Origin of the sequence: Nocardia huaxiensis, from assembly GCF_013744875.1 — a bacterium.
Taxonomy (GTDB): Bacteria; Actinomycetota; Actinomycetes; order Mycobacteriales; family Mycobacteriaceae; genus Nocardia; species Nocardia huaxiensis.
In genome coordinates this window covers 4779540-4799364 of sequence record NZ_CP059399.1, presented here as the reverse complement: position 1 = coordinate 4799364, position 19825 = coordinate 4779540, and the positions used below count along the sequence as shown (strand labels likewise).

Here is a 19825-nt window from a genome sequence, read left to right as displayed (position 1 = left end):
AGCGGTTTCAGCGCAGGCGCTTGGGGCGCTTGTCCATGAGTCGCAGGATCAACGGGGTGAAGATCAACTGCATGGCCAGGTCCATCTTGCCGCCGGGCACCACAATGCAATTGGGTCGCGACATGAACGAATCGTGCAGCATGGACAGCAGATACGGGAAGTCGATCACCTTCGGATCGGCGAAGCGGATCACCACGAAGCTCTCGTCCGCGGTGGGAATCGTCCTGGCGGTGAAGGGATTCGAGGTGTCGACGGTCGGAACCCGCTGGAAATTCACGTAGGTTCGGGAGAACTGCGGGCAGATGTGGTTCACGTAGTCGGGCATGCGGCGCAGGATGGTGTCGATGATGGCTTCGCTGGAGTAGCCGCGTTCGGTCTTGTCCCGGTGGACCTTTTGAATCCATTCGAGATTCACGATCGGCACCACGCCCACCAGCAGGTCGGTGTACCGGCCGACATCGATGCCGCCGGAGACCGCCGCGCCGTGCAGGCCCTCGTAGAACAGCAGATCGCTGCCCGGCGGCAGTTCCTCCCACGGGGTGAAGGTGCCCGAGGGCTGACCGTACGGCTTGGCCTCGCCGTCATTGTGTAAGTACTTGCGCACCATGCCGACCCCGGTTTCGCCGTAGTCCCGGAACAGCGACTCGAGCTCGGCGAGCAGATTCGCGTCCGGGCCGAAATGCGAGAACTCGCGATTGCCGTTCTGCTCGGCCTCGGCCATGGCCAGTTTCATCTCGTTGCGGTCGTAGCGATGGAACGAATCCCCTTCCACGATCACCGCATTGATGCCCTCGCGGCGGAAGACCTCCTGGAAGGTTCGCGTGACGCTGGTCGTCCCCGCACCGGACGACCCGGTGATCGCGACCACGGGATGTTTGACCGACATGGCACCTCTCTTCGATTGCCGGACAACAGTTTTCGCTGCAGTCAGCGGGCCGGGCGGAACAGCGACCGGGTACCGAACAGCGAGGCGTCGAAGGACGGCCCCTCCTCGGGTTCACGGTGATAGCGCTCGATGCGCTCGACCTCGTTGCGGGAACCGAAAATGAACGGGATCTTCTGATGCAGCTCCTCCGGCCGCACCTCCAGCACCCGCTCGTGTCCGGTGGTGGCGGCTCCCCCGGCCTGTTCGACAATGAAGGCAATGGGATTCGCGCCGTACAGCAGGGAAACCCGGCCCGGTCGCTCCGGATGCCGGGTGTCGCGCGGATACATGTACAGCCCGCCGCGCGTGAGTATGTGGAAGGTGTCGGCGACCAAGGACGCGACCCAACGCATATTGAAGTCGCGCCCCCGCGGCCCGTCCACACCCTCGAGGCATTCGTGCACATAACGCCGGACGGGACGCTCCCAGAACCGCTCGTTGGCGGCATTGATGGCAAATCCCTTGGTGTCCTCGGGGATACGCATCTTCGGATGGGTGAGCACGAAGGCCCCGATCTCCCGGTCGAGGGTGAACCCGTCGACCCCCTGCCCCACCGTCAGCACCAGCATGGTCGCCGGCCCGTACAGCGTGAACCCCGCGCACACCTGCTGCGCCCCCGGCTGCAGGAAGTCCTCCCGCGTCGGCTCGCGCCCGTCCTCCGGGGCGCGCAGCACACTGAAGATCGTTCCGACGGGCAGGTTCACGTCGATATTGCTGGACCCGTCGAGCGCGTCGAACGCCAGCAGGTACTTTCCGCGCCGGTACTCCGAGGGCACCAGGTGGAAGCCGTCCATCTGCTCCGACACCAGCGCCGACAGCGGTCCGGTCCACTGGCTCTCGGCGATCATGATGTCGTGCGCGATGGCATCCATCTTGCGGTGCACGGTGATCGGCAGGTTCCCGGGCTCGACCGCCCCGAGCGAGCCCACGATCGCGCCCCGCGTGACCTGATTGGCGATCATCTTGGTCGCCGTGACCACTACATTCAGCAGCGCCGAGAACTCCCCGGAGGATCCGGGATGCCGATGCTCGGATTCGATGGTGTAGCGGGTGAGGGTTTTCAGTCCTTCGGGCATCTGCCCTCTCATTTCCTCATTGGGGCGCCCCCTCACTCGGGGCATCCGCGAACACACTGCTGCCGTAGACGTCGCTGTCCGTCAGGGTGATCAGGTCGTGGCGGCTCACGGGCCGATGCAGTTCGACGAGGCGTTTGGCCTGGCGCAGCCGGCAGCGGTCCAGGGCATTGCGGACGCTGCGGGCATTGGCGAAGCGCGGGCGGGCCATGCGCAATTCGAGATAGTGCGAAAACGCCTGTGCCGCGGCCTCGTCGAAACGGAAGTTCTCCTGCGCCACCATGAGTTCGGCGATGGCCAGGAGTTCTTCGTGGGTGTAGTCCGGAAATTGGATGTGGTGCGCGACGCGGGAGGACAGGCCCGGATTGGCGGAGAAGAAGGTCTCCATGCGATCCGGGTAGCCGGCGAAGATCACCACCAGCGTATTGCGCTCGTTCTCCATCTCCTGCAACAGGATTTCGATGACCTCCTGCCCGTAGTCGCGTTCGTTCTCCGGCCGGAACAGGTAGTACGCCTCGTCGATGAACAGGACGCCCCCGGCGGCTTTGGCGAGGGCCTCCTTGGTTTTCGGCGCGGTGTGACCGATGAACTGTCCGACCAGATCGTCGCGAGTCACCGTGTGCACCTTGGGTTTCCGGATGTAACCCAGGGCGTGCAGCATTTCGGCCATGCGCAGGGCGACCGTGGTCTTGCCGGTGCCGGGGCCGCCGGTGAAGCTCATGTGCATGGTGGGGCGGGTGGCCTGTAACCCGAAGCGCTGCCGCGCCCGGTCGATGAGCAACAGCGAGGCGATCTCCCGCACGCGCCGTTTCACATTGGCCAGACCGACGAGTTCGGCGTCCAGGCGTTCCAGGGTGTCCTCGACGTCCTTGCCCGCCACATCGGTGGACAGGTCCAGCAGCGCGTCGTCGGCGAGCGGGTGGTCGGCCGCCTGGTCCTCCGGTGGGGGACCAGCGGCCGTCCCGGGCAGCAGCCCGGGGTTCGTGGCCCCGGGCCGATGCATCTGGAACCCGTTGGCGGGACGTCCGGTTGCAGGCGTCCGGGCGCCCGGACCCGCGGGGTGTTCCATGCTCACCTCATCCTCCCGCATCCAAAGCCGTTCAGCGGCCGTATCGTTCACCCGGCCGGTCGTCGAGCGCATACGGGTGGAAGCCGTAGTGCTGACGCCGGTCGTCGGTGTCGGTGCGGTCCAGGCGGAAGCCGGGTTCTTCGGGCGGCCGCTGCACGATGAAGCTCAGCGCGGTGGTCTGGCGGCCGTAGGAGGCGTCATAGGCGTTGACGCGAATGTAGTGGCGCGGGAACGTCGCCCGGCAGGCGTTGAGCTCGGCGAGCACCCCGTCGGGCTCGTCGAGGTCGAACAGCGGCAGGCCCCACATCTCCCAGTACACATTGCGCGGGTGCGGGTCGTCGGTGTACTCGATGGAGACCGGCCAGTTGTTGAGCAGCGCGTAGCGCACCTGGGCGGCGATGTCGGCGTCGCTGAGCTCCGGCAGATGCGAGAACGTTCCCTGACGCAGATGCATTGCGGTGTCCTGTCTTTCAGCGGGAGGCCGTGGGGACGGCGTCGGGGGCGTCGGTGGAGGTGTAGTCGAAGGTGACATCACCCCACACGGTCAGCGCGGCATCGAGGGGCTTGCAGTGCTGGGCGGCCTTGCGCAGCGCCTCGGGGCCCTCCTTGAGCAGGTCGCGGCCTTCGTTGCGGGCCTTCACGACCGCTTCGAGGGCGACGCGGTTGGCTTCGGCGCCCGCGGCGATGCCCATGGGGTGGCCGATGGTGCCGCCGCCGAATTGCAGGATGACGTCGTCGCCGAAGAGATCGAGCAGCTGATGCATCTGCCCGGCGTGAATGCCGCCGGAGGCCACCGGCATGACGCCGGGCAGGCTCGCCCAGTCCTGGTCGAAGAAGATGCCGTTGACCGGGTTGGCGGGAATATTGTTGTCGCGCAACGTGTCGTAGAAGCCCTTGACCGTGTGCGGGTCGCCCTCGAGCTTGCCGATGACGGTGCCGGCGTGCAGGTGATCGACACCGATCAACCGGCACCACTTGGCCAGCACGCGGAAGCTCACGCCGTGCGTCTTCTGCCGGGTGTAGGTGGAATGCCCGGCGCGATGCAGGTGCAGCAGCATGCCATTGCGGCGCGCCCACTTCGACATGGACTGCATGGCGGTGTAACCAACCGTCAAGTCCTGCATGATGATGCAGCTGCCCAGCGATTTGGCGAACTCGGCGCGCTCGTACATGTCCTCCATGGTGGCGGCGGTGACATTGAGGTAATGCCCCTTCAGCTCACCGGTTTCGGCGATCGCGCGGTTGACGCCCTCCATGGCGTACAGGTAGCGGTCGCGCCAGCGCATGAACGGCTGCGAGTTGATGTTCTCGTCGTCCTTGGTGAAATCCAGTCCGCCCTTGCAGGCTTCGTACACGACGCGACCGTAGTTGCGCGCGGAAAGACCGAGTTTCGGTTTCACCGTCGCACCGAGGAGCGGGCGGCCGTACTTATTCAGGTATTCCCTTTCCATAACGATTCCGTGCGGCGGCCCCTGAAAGGTCTTGACATATGCCACCGGAATACGCATATCCTCCAGCCGCAATGCCTGTAATGGCTTGAAGCCGAAAACATTTCCGATCACCGAGGAGGTGAGATTGGTGATCGAACCCTCCTCGAAGAGGTCCAGATCGTAGGCGACATAGGCGAAGTACTCCCCCGGCCGGCCCGGCACCTCGTCGACGCGGTAGCACTTGCCCTGGTAGCGGTCGTGCGCTGTCAACCGGTCGGTCCACACCACGGTCCAGGTGGCCGTGGAGGATTCGCCCGCCACCGCCGCCGACGCCTCGATCGGATCGACGCCTTTCTGCGGCGTCACCCGGAACACGGCGAGCACATCGGTGTCCTTGGGTTGATAGTCGGGCGCGTAGTATCCCATCGACGCATAGGTCTGTACACCGGGATCCCACCGGCCGCGTCCGGCATCTTGATCGTCGACAGATCCGGCCATCATTCCTCCTGCGAACCGTGGTGGGCCACTTGCGATTCCCAGGATGAGGGCAGCGTTAACGACAAACAATTCGATTATTTTCCGTCTCGCTCAATCATTTAGTGGAGTTTGCTACCGTCTGAAGATGGGTACGGTGAGTGCGGTCCGAATGGAAACCTTTCTCGCCGTTGCCAAGCACAGCAGTATCCGGCGCGCCGCCGCGCAGTTGCACATCACCGAAGCGGCGGCCTCGGCGGCGGTGGCGCACATCGAGAAGCAACTGGGCGCCAAGCTGATCGCCAAATCCGGGCGCGGCATCGCGCTCACCGAAGCCGGGCGGGTGTACGCCGACTACTGCCGCAGCATCCTCGGATTGATGAAGGAGGCGCATGCGGCGGTGCGGGAGGCCGAGACCGGCAAACTCCGGATCGGGGTGGTGGCGACGGCCGGCGAGTACGTGCTGCTGCGACTGCTGGCCTCCTTCCGCAACCGATATCCGGACATCGAACTGGGGCTGTCGATCCAGCCGCGCGATGTGCTGTTCGTCGAATTGGCGCACCACGAAACCGATTTGGTGGTGGCGGGGCGGCCACCGCGCGACACCACCCTGGTCACGCGGGCACGCCGGCCCAGCCAACTCGTGGTGGTCGGGGCTCCCGGATGCTGGCCCGATCCCTCCGAGGCCACGTGGCTACTGCGCGGCAAAGGCTCGGGGACCCGGGAGACGACCCTGGCCCTGTTCGATCGGCTCCAGATCCGGCCGCCCACCCTGACCCTCGGCACGCACGGCGCGGCCCTGGCCGCCGCACGAGAAGGCTTGGGCATCACACTGATTCACAGCGATGCCATCGAAACCGATGTCACCGACGGGCATCTCGACGTGATCCCCATCGACGGCACGCCGCTCAGCCGGCCGTGGCACGCCGTCACCACCCGGACACCGACCCCCGCGGCCCGGCTGTTCCTGGCGCACATCACCGATCCGAGCCGCGTCGGCGACCGCGCGTTCTCGTGAATCGTGCATTCCGAAACGATCTCTGCGAGGGTCCCGTTTGGATACCATGAGGCCGGTTCGCGACGGGACGTCAGCAGGAGGTAGCGGTGTTCGGTAAGAGGATCATGCTGGTCGCGGCCGCGGCGATCGCGACGAGCACACTGTGCGGCACGCCGGCGGGCAATGCCGCGGACGGCGAGTTCATCACCCTCGACTCCGTGGTCAAGAGCCAGGCCGACGGCCTGCTGGCCACCGGGGTCTACCTGTGCGACGGCGGCATCGGCTATCTCGACGTCTCCGCGCAGATGGACACCAATGGCAGCGGCAATGTCTCGCTGACGAGCTACCCGCCGGGTCAGGTGCTGCAGTGCACCGGCGGGCGCGAAACCTGGTCGGCCGTGCTGAAGAGCAATATCTCGATCCCGCTGTCCTACACCACCGGAACCGGCAAAGCGCAGCTCAACCGCAAATACTGGCAGGTCGACTCCGGCCAGGTCGCGCTCACCGCGGGCTAGGCGTCAGCGGCGGGTGCCCGCGTATTCGTCGTCGACGAGCCGCAACCGCCGCGCGAGATCGGAGACGAAGACGCGCTCCGGATCGACCGCGTCACGCACTCGCCGCCACTCCTCCAGTCGCGGATACATGGCCCGGATCATCTCCGGTGTCGTGCGCGAATCCTTCGCGAAGTACAACCGCCCACCGGCCGCCAGCACCCGCTCGTCCAGCTCGGCGCAGAACTCGCCCAGCCCCGGCGCGAGCGGAAAGTCCAGCGACAGCATGAATCCCGGATGCGGCCACGACAGCGGGGCGGCATTGCCCGGCCCCATCCGCTTGAACACATTCAAGAACGACCGATGCCCCGAGTGCGCGATGGCCCGCACCGCGTCGGCCAGCTGCTGCTCGGCCCCGTACGGCATCGAGAACTGATACTGCAGGAACCCGCGCCGCCCGTACCCGCGATTCCACTCCCCCAGCAGATCCAGCGGATGATAGAACTGCGTCAGATTCTGGATCCGTCCCCGCGCGTGTTTGGGATAGAACCGATACGCCGCCTCCCCCGCCAGCCGCGTCGTATACCGGTTCACCATCCCGTTCGGAAACACATCCGGCACCGTGAACAGCTGCGGCGCATCGAATTTCAGCGGATTGGCGCGCAGCTTCACCGGCAGCTCGTCCCGCTTGGCCAACGACCCGCGGCTGAACGCCGCCCGCCCCAGCTTCGCCCCGGTACTGATGGTGTCCGGCACCGACATCGAATAGTCGTACCCGTCATCGGACCCGCCCGTCAGCAGCTCCATGGTCTCGTCGAGATTGTTCGTCCGATCATTGTCGACGAGGAAATACGCGGTCTCCGTGTGCTTCATCCGCACCCGGGCCCGAACAATGATGCCGGTCAACCCCATCCCGCCGACGGTGGCCCAGAACAGCTCCGCCCCAACACCTTCCGGCGTGAGCGTCCGCACCTCCCCAGCGGCGGTGAGCAGATCCATCGACACCACGTGGTTGCCGAAACTCCCCTGCGAATGATGGTTCTTCCCATGAATATCCGACGCGATGGCCCCGCCGACCGTCACCTGCCGCGTCCCCGGCAGCACCGGCACCCACAAGCCGTGCGGCAGCCCGGCCTTCATCAGCTCATCCAGGCTCACACCCGCGTCGACATCCACCACACCGCTGTCGGGATCGATCGTATGAATCCGGTCGAACAGCGTCATATCGACGACCAGTCCGCCCCCGTTCTGCGCCGGATCCCCGTAGCTACGCCCCAACCCCCGCGCGATGACGCCACGCGCCCCGGCCTCCCGCACCGCGTTGGCCACGGCTTCCACATCCCGCGTGGCCAGCACCCGCGCGACGGTGGCCCCGGTCCGCCCCCATCCGCTCAAGCGACGCTGCTCGATCACCGATCCCCCATTCATCGAATGCACCAGCGCCACACTAGCCGTCGCCCCCACTTCTTTCGACGCGGCAGCCTCACGCCCAGCCGGAATCGGTCACATAGAAAAGGCATTCGGCCAACGAATCTCGTACGGCACGTCGTCATCCAGCCGGTCCTGCTCGAACGGGCATCGGCACTTCGCTATGTCCCGTCGGTCTTTTCCGAGGGCGGATCGGGTACTCCGGCAGCGGTGCCGGTGAGTACTGAGAGTGCGGCGATGGCAGCGAGGATGAGGTAGGCGTGGGCGTAGCTGCCCGTCCAGGCCGACAGTGCGGTGCCCGCCCATGGCCCGAGTGCCATGACGACCACAACGGGGGCGGAGAGCAGGCCGTTGAGGCGTCCGTAATGGGTTGCGCCCCAACGGTCGGGGATGGCGGTGGCTTGGACGAGGGTGAAGATGCCGCGGACCAGGCCCGCACCGATGGAGACCGCGATCAGCACCGTCACCCCGGTCACGAGTCCGAGGAGCGCGGTGGCGAATGCGGTGGCGGCGAGGATGGCCAGGGTGCGGGTCAGCACGGTGCTGCGGGCGGCGAGGGGCAGGTAGCCGATGCGGCCCAGGACTTGCCCGGCACCGCCGAGTCCGAGAGCCCATGCAGCGAGCGCCGGGGAGAATCCGCGCTCCTGCAACAACGGAACGAGATTGAACACGGCGGCTGAGGTGGCGAACGCGGCCAGGCACACCGTGATGACGAGCATGACGAAGCCGCGGCTGCGGGCAACTGCGGCATGGTCGGCGAACGCGTCGTGCGGCGGGGCCGGCGGATGCGGCCAGGGTCCGTGGAGACCGAACCAGTGCGCGGGGATCGTTACCGCGGCCAGAATGGCACCGAGAACGAGATAGGTTGTGCGCCAGCCGTTGTGGGCGTCGAGTGTGGCGGTGAGCGGGGCGAAAACGGTGCTGGCGAGTCCGGCGGCGAGGGTGAGGATCATCAGAGCTTTGAGCCGGTCCTCACCCCACCAGCGGGTGAGCGCGGCGAACGCGGGCGGATAGAGCACCGCGCCCATCGCCACACCGGCCAGGGTCCAGCCGAGGAAGAACACGCCCAGGTTCGGAGCGGTCGCGAGCACGAGGACGGCGGCGACGCTCGACACCGAGCCGAGGGTCATGACGGTCCGGGGGCCGACGCGATCGAGGGTGCGTCCGACCGGGATGCCGATGAGGGCGGCGGCGAGTTGGCCGAGGGAGAACGCGGCGGTGATCGTGGGCAGCGACCAGCCGGTGTCGTCGCTGATGGAGACCGCGAGAACGGGGAAGGCGTAGAACAGGATGCCCCAGCTGGTGATCTCGGTCAGGCACAGCACGGCCAGGACCCGGCGCAGACCGGATCGGGTGAGCGATCCGGTCCGCGTGGTTTCGAGGTGCGTCATCAGGTAGATCAGTTGCAGCTGTTGGCCGCCGTGCCCAGGGTGATCAGTTGCGGTGCAGCCGAACCGCCGCCGCCTCCGCAACAGCCACCGCCCGCGTTGGTCGCCTCGGTGGTGTCGGGGCCGTCGAAGACTCCCGCGCCGCCGCACACGCCGGTGTCGGGCAGGGTCAGTTCCACGCGGGTGGCGGATTCGTGGTCGCCGGCCAGTTCGGCGGCGATGCTGCGGACCTGTTCGTATCCGGTGAGGGCGAGGAAGGTCGGGGCGCGGCCGTAGCTTTTCATTCCGGCCAGGTAGAAGCCGGGTTCGGGATGAGCGAGTTCTGTGACGCCGTGCGGGTAGACGGTGCCGCAGGAGTGCACGTTCGGGTCGATCAGCGGAGCCAGCCGCACCGGGGCCTGCAGCACCGGGTCCAGACCGAGGCGGATTTCGGAGAGCCATTCGAGCTGCGGCCGGAATCCGGTCAAGGTCACCACCTGATCCACGTCCTCGATCCGGGCACCGGCCTCCGAGACCAGTGTGACCCGGCGGTCGTCCCCTGGTTCGACTGCGGCGGTGCGGAATCCGGTCACCACCTGGAGCAGGCCCTGATCGAGTGCCTGCTTCGCGCGCTGTCCGAGCGCACCTCGTGCGGGCAGCTGGTCGGCGTCGCCGCCACCGAAGGTGTTGCCGACCTCTCCCCGCCGCAGGACCCAGGTGATCCGGGTGCCGGGCGCCTGTTCGGCCAGATCGGCCAGCGCGATGATCGCGGTGAGCGCGGAATGCCCGCTGCCCGCGATCACGGTGTGCGCACCGGCATAGCGGGCGCGGACCTGCTCGTCGTCGAGATCGGGGACACGGTAGGAGATCGCGTGCGCGGCAGCGGTTTCCCCGAGCGCGGGTAGACCGTCACCGCCGAGCGGGTTGGTGCCGCCCCAGGTGCCCGAGGCGTCGATGATCGCGCGAGCGAGCACCCGTTCCTCATGGCCGTCGGTGTGGCGTACGCGCACGGTGAACGGTTCGCTCTCGCGGCCGGCGTCCACGACCCGGTCGCGGCCCCGGCGCGAGACCCCGATGACTTCGACCCCGACCCGTACCACGTCCTCGCCGAGGGCCTTCGCCAGCGGCACCAGGTAGTCCACGGCCCAGTCACGCCCGGTCGGGTACGAATCGGCTCGCGGCGCGGTCCAGCCGGTGGATTCGAGCAGTCTGCGGGCGGCGGGGGCGATCAGCTCACCCCAGCGGGAGAACACCCGCACGTGGTTCCACTGCGACACCGCGGCGCCGGCGCTTGCGCCGCGTTCGAACACCAGCGGGGTGAGGCCGCGTTCGCGCAGTTCGGCCGCGGCGGCCAGGCCGATCGGCCCGGCTCCCACCACGACGACGGGCAACTCGTTCATCGGAGAATCCTTTCATCGATACTCATCGATTCAATGAGAGGAACTGTATCGATGAACGTCGATAAATGCAACCATCGATGGATATCGATATAGTGGGGGGATGACATCGCTGGACATGCCGGTCGTGCGTTCCGATCACCGCGTGGACGCGCTGCCGATCGCGGACGCGACCACCTACGCGAGCTGGTTCGCCTGCCTGGCCGACCCCACCCGAGTACGACTGCTCCACCATGTCGCCGCCCAGCCCGCCGGGACCACCATCGGTGAGATCGCCGAGGCGCTCGGGGTCGGCCAGCCCACGGTGTCTCATCACGTGCGCAAGCTCGCCGAGGTCGGATTCGTCCGAGTTCACAAGGACCGCACCAGCACCATCGTCGCGATCAACCCCGCCTGCTGCACCGGCCTGCCGCACGCCGCCGACGTCGTCATGGGTGTGCTGCCGCCACAGCCGTGCTGCCCCGCCGACATCCCCTCCGACGTCACCGTCCGCGCCCTGACCGCCGACGATTGGGACGCGGTACGCCGCATCTACGGCGAGGGCATCGCCACCGGTGTCGCCACCTTCGCCACCGAGATCCCTGCCGCCGAAGTCCTCGACCGCACGTGGCTACCCGGGCATCGATGGGTGGCCGAGATCGACGGCGAGATCGTCGGATGGGCTGCTGCCACACCGGTTTCCGAGCACGACTACTATCGCGGCGTCGCCGAAACCTCCATCTACGTCGCCGAGGACATGCGCGGGCGCGGCGTCGGCAAAGCACTTCTGCGCACGCAGGTCCTCGCCGCCGACCAGGACGGGCTGTGGACGCTGCAGCACTCGACCTTCCCAGAAAATCGCGCCGGCATCGCCCTGCACCACTCGGCCGGATTCCGCACCGTCGGCGTGCGTGAACGCATCGCCCAGCTCAACGGCCAGTGGCGCGACACCGTCCTCCTCGAGCGCCGCAGCGGCGGCTGCGCCTGACCGGACCGGTCACGGGCACCCGCCGCCGATCACGGCGCGTGGGACACCGCCGGGTAGCGGGTGGGTGAGCAGGGATCCGACGACCCGGACCACGTGACCAGGTCGCAGATGCCGCCGGTGATCATGTGAATCGGCGTGATGCCCAGCAGCACGATGACGCCGATGACATCGCCGCGGCCGGCCAGGTAGACCGCGGATTGCGCTGCGGCCGAAGCGGAATCGGCTGCGGACGAACCAGTTTCGGAGTCGGCCACGGGCGCGATGGCCGGGCTCGCGGACGCGGGAGCAGACACGCTCGCCGCGGTCCCGGTGAGCGCTGCCGCCGTCGCCGCCGCCATGAGGAGTCCGATCGATGGACGCATGAGTCTTCCTTGAAGTTCGGTGGTGTTCGTCGCGGTCGGATGAGCGTCAGCGCGGCTGCCGGCTCATGTCCCGGTTCATGGTGGGGATTTCGATGCTGATCGGCATGCGCAGTTCGGCCAGGTAGATGAGGGCGGCCTTGCGGAGGAATTCGTCGAACAGCCAGTACGGGTCGCCGATCGGGGGGACGGCGCTGAGCAGCCCCTCCCGCACGGCAATGAAAGGGCCCCAACTGAATCGGAGCAGAGGATCCCAGAGCGGCTCGCGCGGAATGGCCAAACCGTCGGCCAGGGCGTCGCCGAGCAGAAAGCGGGTGAACGAACCGAGAATCGGCTTGCTGAGGATGGCGAAGTCGATATTGGCGCCCAACCCGAGGAGGCGATCAGCGAGCTTGGCGCCCTCCGGGGTCGCGGCGATGATCGGGTCGAGCACCTGTGCCGCTTGGGAATTGGCTTCCGGCCAGGAATTGGGGATGTATTCGTCGCGCACACCGAGCAGGTGCGCGGCCACCTGCCAGGAGTGCAGGAAACCCGCCGACTCGTCCTGCGGAATCGGCACGTTCCAGGCGGTCAGATGCTTCATGACGGTGGTGGGCAGGCTGTGCCAGGTGACCATGATGTCGTTCTGGCTGATCGGGATGTCTTCCTCGGCGGCGTGCACCCAGTGCGGGGACTGTGGCAGCAAATGCCGTACCGCCGCGTGCACGAGCCGCGTCTTCACACAGGTGACGATCATTTCCCCGTCGGGGGCATAGGCATTCGCATTGCCGATGTCGTAGCCGAGCTTGGCCGTCTTCGAGATCCGGTCCTTCAGATCCTGTCCGCCCTGGGAGTAGTAGACCGCCCGCGCCTCCTTGGGGATGACGGTGCTCATCATCCCGCTGGCGAACCCGTACAGCACTCCCAGGTACAGCCCGCGCTTCTTGTTGAACCGAATCGCGGCGTCCAATTTCACCGGATCCGTCCACTGCGGCAGCCTGCGCGCGTATTCGATGAAATCCCGGAGATCCGAGGGCAATCCGTCGGGCAGCGCCTGCCCGTTGGTGGTCCACGTCCGCAGAAGCGCATTGACGGCGGGCACCTCGCCCGCATCGATCAACCGGGCCACCAGTTCATCGGCTTCCGGGTCCCACACCGTCAGCGGGTCGGCCCCGGTTCCGGTTCCCGCCACCGATCCTTCCGGTGACCAACTCCACGGTTCCGCTCGCGCCGGCCCGCCCACCGCCAGGGCCCCGACCGCTCCCAGGACCGCTCCGGCCTTCAACGCATTCCGCCTGTTGACTACGTCCATGACGTATCTCCTCATTGAGTACAAGCCCTTCCGGCGCTGCCAAACTCGCCAGAATGCGCAGTAACTTAACACTCACGAAGGGGCCGTGAACGCGTTTCAGTGAGACTCATTCAATGGACACATCAAGTCTTGTTAAGAGAATCGTCCGTAACTTAAGCTGCTGAGGAGGGCCGCGGCGCGCAGGCGTCACGCGTAACGGTCAACGTGCCCGACGGTGACGAATCCGAGTCGGCGATAGATGTGTTCTCCGTCCGGCGAAGCGGTGAGTACCACGTGATCCGAACCGGATTCGAGGGCCAGCTCGAGGGCGCGCTGGGTGAGCGCGGTGCCGATCCCCCGCCCGCGGCGATCGGCACGCGTCACGATGTGCTCGATGGACGCGCCCGCGGCGCTGGTCACGACCGCGGCGCAGCCGAGCACTGCCCCATGCTCACGCCACACCAGGTAGCGCGTCGATCCCAGTCGCATGGCCTGACGCAGACCCGCCGCCAATGCCGCCGCACCGGGCACACCCGACCAGAGGGCCGCCCACTGCGCGAGGCCGGATTCGTCGGAGACTTCCTCGATCCGCGCGAGCTCACCCTGCCCGAGCGCGAGGTGCGAGCCCTTGTCCGTGAACACCATGAGCGGCTCGGTTTCGAACACCGCCAGACCGTGTCGCGCCAGCAGTTCCGCGATCTCCGGAGGATCGATCTCCCGCCAGACATGCCAGGACGCGGGGACGCCGTCGAACAGGTCACGCAACCGCGCGATCTCGTACGGAAGATCACCGCCGAGCCGCAGCACGCCGTTCAGTTCGTCACTGGGACCGCCGGTGCGAAACCAGCTCGACGCGTCACCCTCGCGGCTGGATTCATCCGCTCGCACCAAATGGGTAGCGACATAGGTGTTTACCGCCTCGACATAGCGTTGCCGGTTGCCCGATGGTGTCATCGTCCGAATATCGCACCGGCAATCGACCGCTGCGGTGGCGGGGCGTGAGAGCTGGGCGTTTGCCCCTCGAACCTGCGGGTAGCCGGGAGGCATGCGCAGCGAATTCCCGGACCACAGCCGCACCACCAGAAGTCACGCAGGCGAGGGCATCGAAGACGGCTACAACATCCCCGGAATAGTCCTGTGCGCATTGGGCATCATCGCCCTGGCATCGACCCTGACCGCCGCCGGCTACGGATTCGAGGGATGGGCACTCGTGGGTGCCATCGCCACCGTCCTCTTGGCCGGCACGGGCATCACCTGGATCCTGCTCGAGCACAGGCGCATGAAGGCGAAAGAAGGACTGAGCCTCACCGACCAGCAGGGACACTGACCGCGCCGCGGCTAGGCAGGCAGATCGAACCGGCCGGCTCGCAGACGCCATCCCCTGGGCGCCTGTGACTGCCGCGCCGAACCGCTACGCGACCGTCGAAGCGTGCGCCGCGATCACCCGCCACCCGAACGCCGCATCGTGCGCCCAGGTTCGCGTGTACCGCATCTTGGCGGCAAAGCCGTCCCCACCACCAGCACGGTCAACTCCTCTTCCTCCACCTTGCTCACGACCTGCGCCCGCGAACGATGCAACTCGAGATCATCAGCCTTGGTGAAGTTGTCCCCACCGAACGTGAAAATCAACCGATACCCCCACCCTGCCAGCGTGCCACTACCCTGGCTTCGTGTGGCCGACAGAAGGCGTGTGAACGAGATAGTCCGGCACCGCGAGCCGGACCCTGCCGAGAACCCCTGGGTGAACGGGCCGCCGCCACCGGAGACGATCACGATCGTCCCGTACAACCCGCAATGGCCACAACGCTTTTCGGTCTTGGCCGCCGACATCCGTGCAGCGCTCGGCGAGACGGTCCTCGAAATCGAGCATGTCGGGTCCACTGCTGTCGAGGGATTGGCCGCCAAAGATGTCGTCGACATAGTTCTCACCGTGGCCGACCCACGGCAGGAGGACGTATACGTGCCCTCCCTCGAACGCCTCGGCTATTACCTCACAATCCGAGAACCGTCATTCCACGAGCATCGATGCCTCCGGCTCGCCGACCCGCGAGTGAACCTGCACGTCTTCGGCCCCGACTGCCCGGAAACCATCCGACTGCGCATGTTTCGCGACTGGCTGCGCACCCACCCCGAAGATCGCGCACGCTATGAGGACGCCAAACGAGCCGCCATTCCCGGCGGCGGCAATGTGATGGACTACAACGCGCGCAAGCAGCGGATGATCCGGGAGATCTACGATCGGCTCTTTCGCGCCGCCGGGATGAAGTAGCCGAACTCCCGTGCGTGACGTGGCCGGTTACAGGTCGGAGAAGCGGACGTCGTGGGCTACGGCGGTGACGTCGAGGCCGTCGGAGCTCGGTTCGATCGCGGTCAGTTGGGCGCCGAGGGGTAGGCGGTGGAGGGGGACGGTGAAGGTGAGGGAGTCTCGGAGGAGGGCCAGGGGGATGGTGATGCCGGTGGTGGCGGGTTGGACCGAGACGGGGGTGACCTCGATGCCGTCAGCGGTGGGGGCGACCGTGACGACGACTGTGGCGGGGACCGGGATGCCCTGGACCGAGAAGGTTCCGGTGACGTGCAGACCGTCGGGGCCGTGGGAGATGGCTTCGACTTCTGCTGGGGCGTAGGTCTTCACGGTGTCGTAGGGGACCAGGGCTGTTGCCGTCGCGGTCGCGGCGACCAGGTTTTCGGTGCGGCTTTGGAGGAGGTCGCTCAAGGGTGCGGTGATGTCGGTGAGGGTGACATTCAGGTTGCGGACGGAGATGTTCTGGTCGGTCCAGTCTCCGACGCTGATCTCGGCTTCCCGGTAGGTGCCGTCGACGGCCTGCGTCAGGAAGGGAAAACCGTCGATGGTGACCTTCGGTTGGTTCGGAAGCTGGTATTCGGCGGCGATCTGGCGGGCGATCTCGTTCTGCGCCATGGTCACCGCCACCCGGTCACCAACGATCAGCGCGATTCCCAGGACGACAACCAGTATCAGCAATGCGCGCATGCACTCACCTGCTCAGCCATCCCCCCATCCTGCCCGCGATCGCGGCCGGGTGCCGCCAAGCGGGCCGCTTCGGGTCGGCGGGGCGGGCTGATGGCTAGACTGAACAGCGGATCATTCCGGAACGACCGTCCAGGACGGAGTGGATATGGCCACGTCGAGCACCGGGAAAGTCGAACAGTTCCTCGCGGATTCGTCACATCCGCGCAAACCGGAGATCGAACAGCTGCGGAAGGCGATTCTCGGGGCGAACCCGGGGATCACCGAGCAGATCAAATGGAATGCGCCGAGCTTCTGCATCAATGGCGACGATCGCATCACCATGCGCCTGCAGCCAAAGGACGTCCTCGACCTGATCTTCCACCTGGGCGCCAAAAAACGCGACGCCGACACCGCCACCTTCGAATTCGACGATCCTTCCGGACTGATCCGCTGGCTCGCACCCGGCCGCGGCATCATCGAGTTCCGTGACCACGACGATCTGACGGCGAAGCTTCCAGCCGTGGTCGAACTGGCGGATCGGTGGATGAAGGCGACCGCCACCTAGATCGGTTCGGGCGGTTCAGTTGTCGGATGTCAGGCCGCGGTTGGGGGCGGACATGTCGCCGGTGGCGGGGATTCCGGCGGCGAGGCCGTAGCGGAGGTGGACGGTGCCTTTGGGGAATGAGGCCGGGGGTGCCAGGAGGGTGAGGTTGGTGGGGACCTCGCCGCCGTCGAAGAGTTTCTTGCCCACGCCCAGGACGATGGGGTGCACCCAGAGGTCGAGGTGGTCGAAGAGCTTGTCGTGCAGGAGAGTTTGCACCAGGTTGAGGCTGCCTACGACCGTGATGTGCTCGTGGCGATCGCGGATTTCGCGCACCGCGGCGGGGAGGTCGGGGGCGAGCTGGGTGGAGCCTGCCCATTTGAGGTCGGGATTGCCGTGGGAGGCCACGTATTTCGGGATTCGGTTGAAGAGGGTGGCGAACTGGTTGTCTTCGCCGCCCTCCTGGTGCGGCCAGTAGTCGGCGAAGATGTCGTAGGTGCGACGGCCGAGGAGAAGGGCGTCGGTGCCGTCGTAGGCGGCGGCGATCTGTGTCCCGGCGACCTCGTCCAGCAGCGGCGCCTGCCAGCCGCCGAAGGGGAAGCCCTCCGGATCCTCGCCGGGGCCACCGGGAGCCTGTCCGACGAGGTCGAGGGATGTGAACAACACTATCTGGATTGCACCCATGGCCGGCTCCCGGTGAGTCGATTGTCGCTGTCGGAAGTTCAGACGTGCCGCCGGGCGAAAACTCATCGCGACACCCGAATTTCCGATGAGACGGCCCCCGTCAGGCCATGGCGCGGCCCCGCATCGAGTCGATGGCCGCGGTGAGGGCTTTCCTGTCGTAACCATTGGTGGGCAGGGTGGAGCCCTGGACGTGGCGAACGATGCCTTCCGCGTCGACGAGAACGGTGCCGGACTGCTGCATCGCGCCGAAGACCTTGCGGGTCAAGCCGATCGACTCGTGCGGCCGCGCGGACCGGCCGACCACGACGGGGAACGGGATGTCGCGCTTGGCTTTCCAGTTCGAGGCGGTCTCCCGATCTTCAGGAACCGCGATGACGACTCGAATGTTGTCGGCCGCGAGGGCATCCTGCTGAGCGATGAGGTCACGGACGTGGTGAGTGCAGACGGGGCAGGTGGTGGCGCGCACGAAGTAGAGGAGAACACTGTGCTTGCCGCGGTGGTCGGACAGGCGCCAGGGCCGGCCGGCGGTGTCGTCGAAATCCATTTCGGGCGCGCGAGATCCAGCGGTGAGCATGACGGGGGTCCCTTCGGGTCGGGAGAAGAGGGCGGGTCAGGGGGTGGGGACGAGGCTGGCCCGGATCGCGGTGCGGGCGCGGTGCAGCTGGGATTTCATGGCCGCGGTGCTGAGACCGAGGGCGTCGGCGGTCGCGCCGCCGGAGTAGCCGAGGACGTCGCGCATGATGAGGACTCGGCGTTGCACGGCGGGCAGTTCGGCTATCGCGGCGGTCAGCTGGTCCGCGTCGAGGCGTTGCAGGGCTTCGTCTTCGGCGGAGTCGGCGCTGTCGAAGACGATCTGCTCGGCGGTGGGCACGGCGTCGAGGAGCCTGCGGGCGCGGCGCAGGCATTCGTTGCAGACGATGCGGAACATCCAGGAGGCGAGCGCGGAGGTGGCGCGCAGGGTTCCGATCTTGCGGTAGAGGATGATCAGCGCTTCCTGGGCGGCGTCCTCGGCATCCTCGGCGGTGGCGCACAGGTGGTGGGCGAAGCGCCGCACGTGCGGGTGCGCGCCGTGGACGACCGCGGCGATCGCATCGCGGTCGCCGCGCTGTGCCGCTTCGACGAGCCGTTCACCGGCCCATCCGGTTTCCATCCGTCTCAGATGAACTGTCACCACCATAAGAGTGCGCGCGAACGGGAAAGGATTCACCGCGCGCGCAGAATCTTCGGAAAGCCTATTTCATCAGGTGCAGCAGGCCCAGCTCGGGCTCGAGGGCGCCGTCCTGGCCGAGGGCGCGGAAGTCGGCTTCCACGTCCGCGAGAGCGAGTTTTCCGGCCCGCACCGCGCGGTAGCGGACGTAGGACCAGAGGAACACGTCGAGGTTGTCGAAGCGGGTGCCCTCCTCCAGGACTTCTTCCTCGTGAAACCACACGGCCACTTGCCCACTGGTGAGGACCGCGTACAGGTTGCCGCCGCCGTCGGCGCCGATGGTGTAGACGTCGTCGTCGGAGAGTTCGGTGCTGTAGTCCGAATCGAGGATGGTGCAGTCGTTTCCGGCGAAGTCGAAGCCGTAGGACCAGTCGAAGATGTCGAGGAACTGCGGCAGCCGGCCCGACCGCACGCGGCGGTCGAACGCTGCCAGCGCGGCGGCGTCCACGGGCGCGAGGCGGGCGAGAAACGCTGTGACGGGACGAGTCTCGGCCGGGATTTCGACAGCTTCGGCGTCGGGAAACCAGCGGGTGAGGTCGGCGTCGAGGTCACGATCGGTGTAGCCGGAAAGATCGGCGAGGGTGATGCTCACGGCGCGCATTCTAGGAGTTGGGGTCCGACAATCGAGCCGCCTCGGCCATCACCCGCACCCGGCTCCGGCGGGACGCTCATAGTGGGGGTATGGAGTTGGAGCCGGAGGAGTATGTCGCGCGGCTGCCGCGCAAGCGAATCGGTGCCGGAGTGTTGTTCGTCGACGCGCAGGATCGGGTGCTGCTGGTGGAGCCCACGTACAAGGATCACTGGGAGTTGCCGGGCGGGGTCGTCGAGGCGGAGGAGTCGCCGTATGTGGCGGCGGTACGGGAGATTCAGGAGGAGTTGGATCTGACGGTGCGGCCGGGACGGCTGCTGGTGGTGGATTGGGTGCCGTCGGGGGTCATTCCCGAGGACGGGGTGATGGTGGTGTTCGACGGAGGTGTGCTGGAGGGTGCGCAGACGGCGGCGATAACCGTTCGGGCGGAGGAGCTTCGAGGGTGGGCGTGGTGTGATGCGCAGGCCGTCACGCGATTGCTCCCGCCGGGGCTGGCGCGGCGGACCATGGCGGCCCTGCGGGCGCGCACGGACGGGACGACCCGATATCTGGAGGACGGTGTCGCCGTGGTGTGACGCAATCCCGTGCG

The 19825-nt window shown here is 66.8% G+C and carries 23 protein-coding genes; 7 read left to right on the top strand and 16 right to left on the bottom strand.

The genetic code is table 11. The features are described 5' to 3' along the window. Nucleotides 1-7: 7 nt before the first annotated feature. The 5 genes from H0264_RS21625 to H0264_RS21605 are packed head-to-tail and all read right to left on the bottom strand — an operon-like array spanning nt 8 to nt 4995. Nucleotides 8-886 carry a phosphoribulokinase gene (locus H0264_RS21625; protein ID WP_181579218.1) on the bottom strand — a complete coding sequence of 293 codons (879 nt, stop codon included), beginning with the start codon at nt 884-886 and terminating at the stop codon, nt 8-10. A gap of 41 nt (nt 887-927) precedes the next feature. Further along, nucleotides 928-2001, bottom strand: coding sequence for a class 1 fructose-bisphosphatase (locus tag H0264_RS21620; RefSeq protein WP_181579217.1), 1074 nt, complete (start codon nt 1999-2001; stop codon nt 928-930). Between the two features lie 16 nt (nt 2002-2017). Further along, nucleotides 2018-3067, bottom strand: a complete 1050-nt coding sequence (locus H0264_RS21615) for an AAA family ATPase (protein ID WP_231086983.1) — start codon at nt 3065-3067, stop codon at nt 2018-2020. Between the two features lie 31 nt (nt 3068-3098). Beyond that, entirely contained in the window at nt 3099-3521 is a 423-nt protein-coding gene (locus H0264_RS21610) for a ribulose bisphosphate carboxylase small subunit (protein WP_181579216.1), read from the bottom strand. A 16-nt stretch (nt 3522-3537) separates the two neighbouring features. Then, on the bottom strand, nt 3538-4995 hold the full coding sequence (locus H0264_RS21605) for a form I ribulose bisphosphate carboxylase large subunit (protein WP_181579215.1): 1458 nt from the start codon (nt 4993-4995) through the stop codon (nt 3538-3540). A gap of 124 nt (nt 4996-5119) precedes the next feature. On the opposite strand from H0264_RS21605, the gene H0264_RS21600 reads away from it, so the two are divergent. Both H0264_RS21600 and H0264_RS21595 read left to right on the top strand, forming a co-directional pair. Continuing rightward, a complete protein-coding gene (locus H0264_RS21600; protein ID WP_231085827.1) occupies nt 5120-5989 on the top strand; it encodes a LysR family transcriptional regulator in 870 nt (289 codons plus the stop codon). 86 nt (nt 5990-6075) lie between these two features. Next, nucleotides 6076-6483 carry a hypothetical protein gene (locus H0264_RS21595; RefSeq protein ID WP_181579214.1) on the top strand — a complete coding sequence of 136 codons (408 nt, stop codon included), beginning with the start codon at nt 6076-6078 and terminating at the stop codon, nt 6481-6483. A 3-nt stretch (nt 6484-6486) separates the two neighbouring features. Here the strand turns inward: H0264_RS21595 and H0264_RS21590 are convergent, their stop codons facing one another. From H0264_RS21590 to H0264_RS21580, 3 genes are all read right to left on the bottom strand, one after another. After that, nucleotides 6487-7887 (bottom strand): decaprenylphosphoryl-beta-D-ribose oxidase, encoded by a 1401-nt coding sequence (locus H0264_RS21590; protein WP_181585737.1) that lies wholly within the window; start codon nt 7885-7887, stop codon nt 6487-6489. Between the two features lie 161 nt (nt 7888-8048). Beyond that, nucleotides 8049-9278, bottom strand: a complete 1230-nt coding sequence (locus tag H0264_RS21585; protein ID WP_181579213.1) for an MFS transporter — start codon at nt 9276-9278, stop codon at nt 8049-8051. A gap of 8 nt (nt 9279-9286) precedes the next feature. Then, entirely contained in the window at nt 9287-10654 is a 1368-nt protein-coding gene (locus H0264_RS21580; RefSeq protein WP_181579212.1) for an FAD-dependent oxidoreductase, read from the bottom strand. A 100-nt stretch (nt 10655-10754) separates the two neighbouring features. Between H0264_RS21580 and H0264_RS21575 the strand changes: the two genes are divergently transcribed. Continuing rightward, complete coding sequence (locus tag H0264_RS21575) at nt 10755-11618, top strand: helix-turn-helix domain-containing GNAT family N-acetyltransferase (RefSeq protein WP_181579211.1); 864 nt, start codon at nt 10755-10757, stop codon at nt 11616-11618. Between the two features lie 29 nt (nt 11619-11647). Here H0264_RS21575 and H0264_RS21570 read toward each other — a convergent pair whose 3' ends face one another. The 3 genes from H0264_RS21570 to H0264_RS21560 all read right to left on the bottom strand — a co-directional run bounded on the left by H0264_RS21570 (nt 11648) and on the right by H0264_RS21560 (nt 14201). Beyond that, the gene (locus H0264_RS21570; protein WP_181579210.1) at nt 11648-11980 is read right to left on the bottom strand and encodes a hypothetical protein; all 333 of its coding nucleotides are present in this window, start codon (nt 11978-11980) and stop codon (nt 11648-11650) included. 46 nt (nt 11981-12026) lie between these two features. Continuing rightward, nucleotides 12027-13268 carry an oxygenase MpaB family protein gene (locus tag H0264_RS21565; protein ID WP_181579209.1) on the bottom strand — a complete coding sequence of 414 codons (1242 nt, stop codon included), beginning with the start codon at nt 13266-13268 and terminating at the stop codon, nt 12027-12029. Between the two features lie 186 nt (nt 13269-13454). After that, on the bottom strand, nt 13455-14201 hold the full coding sequence (locus tag H0264_RS21560; RefSeq protein WP_181579208.1) for a GNAT family N-acetyltransferase: 747 nt from the start codon (nt 14199-14201) through the stop codon (nt 13455-13457). 91 nt (nt 14202-14292) lie between these two features. Between H0264_RS21560 and H0264_RS21555 the strand changes: the two genes are divergently transcribed. Together H0264_RS21555 and H0264_RS21550 are read left to right on the top strand one after the other, a co-directional pair. Continuing rightward, complete coding sequence (locus tag H0264_RS21555; RefSeq protein ID WP_181579207.1) at nt 14293-14574, top strand: hypothetical protein; 282 nt, start codon at nt 14293-14295, stop codon at nt 14572-14574. A 102-nt stretch (nt 14575-14676) separates the two neighbouring features. Further along, nucleotides 14677-15516: a GrpB family protein gene (locus H0264_RS21550; RefSeq protein WP_244975903.1), complete on the top strand. Its 840-nt coding sequence runs from the start codon at nt 14677-14679 to the stop codon at nt 15514-15516. 27 nt (nt 15517-15543) lie between these two features. On the opposite strand, the gene H0264_RS21545 is transcribed toward H0264_RS21550, so the two are convergent. Next, on the bottom strand, nt 15544-16236 hold the full coding sequence (locus H0264_RS21545) for an LmeA family phospholipid-binding protein (protein ID WP_181579206.1): 693 nt from the start codon (nt 16234-16236) through the stop codon (nt 15544-15546). Nucleotides 16237-16381: 145 nt separating this feature from the next. Here H0264_RS21545 and H0264_RS21540 point away from each other — a divergent pair, with 145 nt between their 5' ends. Further along, on the top strand, nt 16382-16780 hold the full coding sequence (locus H0264_RS21540) for a DUF1801 domain-containing protein (protein WP_181579205.1): 399 nt from the start codon (nt 16382-16384) through the stop codon (nt 16778-16780). A gap of 15 nt (nt 16781-16795) precedes the next feature. On the opposite strand, the gene H0264_RS21535 is transcribed toward H0264_RS21540, so the two are convergent. The 4 genes from H0264_RS21535 to H0264_RS21520 form a co-directional block, all read right to left on the bottom strand. Continuing rightward, complete coding sequence (locus tag H0264_RS21535) at nt 16796-17440, bottom strand: dihydrofolate reductase family protein (protein WP_181579204.1); 645 nt, start codon at nt 17438-17440, stop codon at nt 16796-16798. A 100-nt stretch (nt 17441-17540) separates the two neighbouring features. Further along, nucleotides 17541-18014, bottom strand: coding sequence for a peroxiredoxin family protein (locus H0264_RS21530; RefSeq protein ID WP_181579203.1), 474 nt, complete (start codon nt 18012-18014; stop codon nt 17541-17543). A 36-nt stretch (nt 18015-18050) separates the two neighbouring features. Next, entirely contained in the window at nt 18051-18590 is a 540-nt protein-coding gene (locus tag H0264_RS21525) for an RNA polymerase sigma factor (RefSeq protein WP_181579202.1), read from the bottom strand. 82 nt (nt 18591-18672) lie between these two features. After that, nucleotides 18673-19248 carry a hypothetical protein gene (locus tag H0264_RS21520; RefSeq protein WP_244975902.1) on the bottom strand — a complete coding sequence of 192 codons (576 nt, stop codon included), beginning with the start codon at nt 19246-19248 and terminating at the stop codon, nt 18673-18675. Between the two features lie 80 nt (nt 19249-19328). Between H0264_RS21520 and H0264_RS21515 the strand changes: the two genes are divergently transcribed. Beyond that, nucleotides 19329-19811 (top strand): NUDIX domain-containing protein, encoded by a 483-nt coding sequence (locus tag H0264_RS21515; RefSeq protein WP_220139804.1) that lies wholly within the window; start codon nt 19329-19331, stop codon nt 19809-19811. Nucleotides 19812-19825 lie beyond the last annotated feature (14 nt).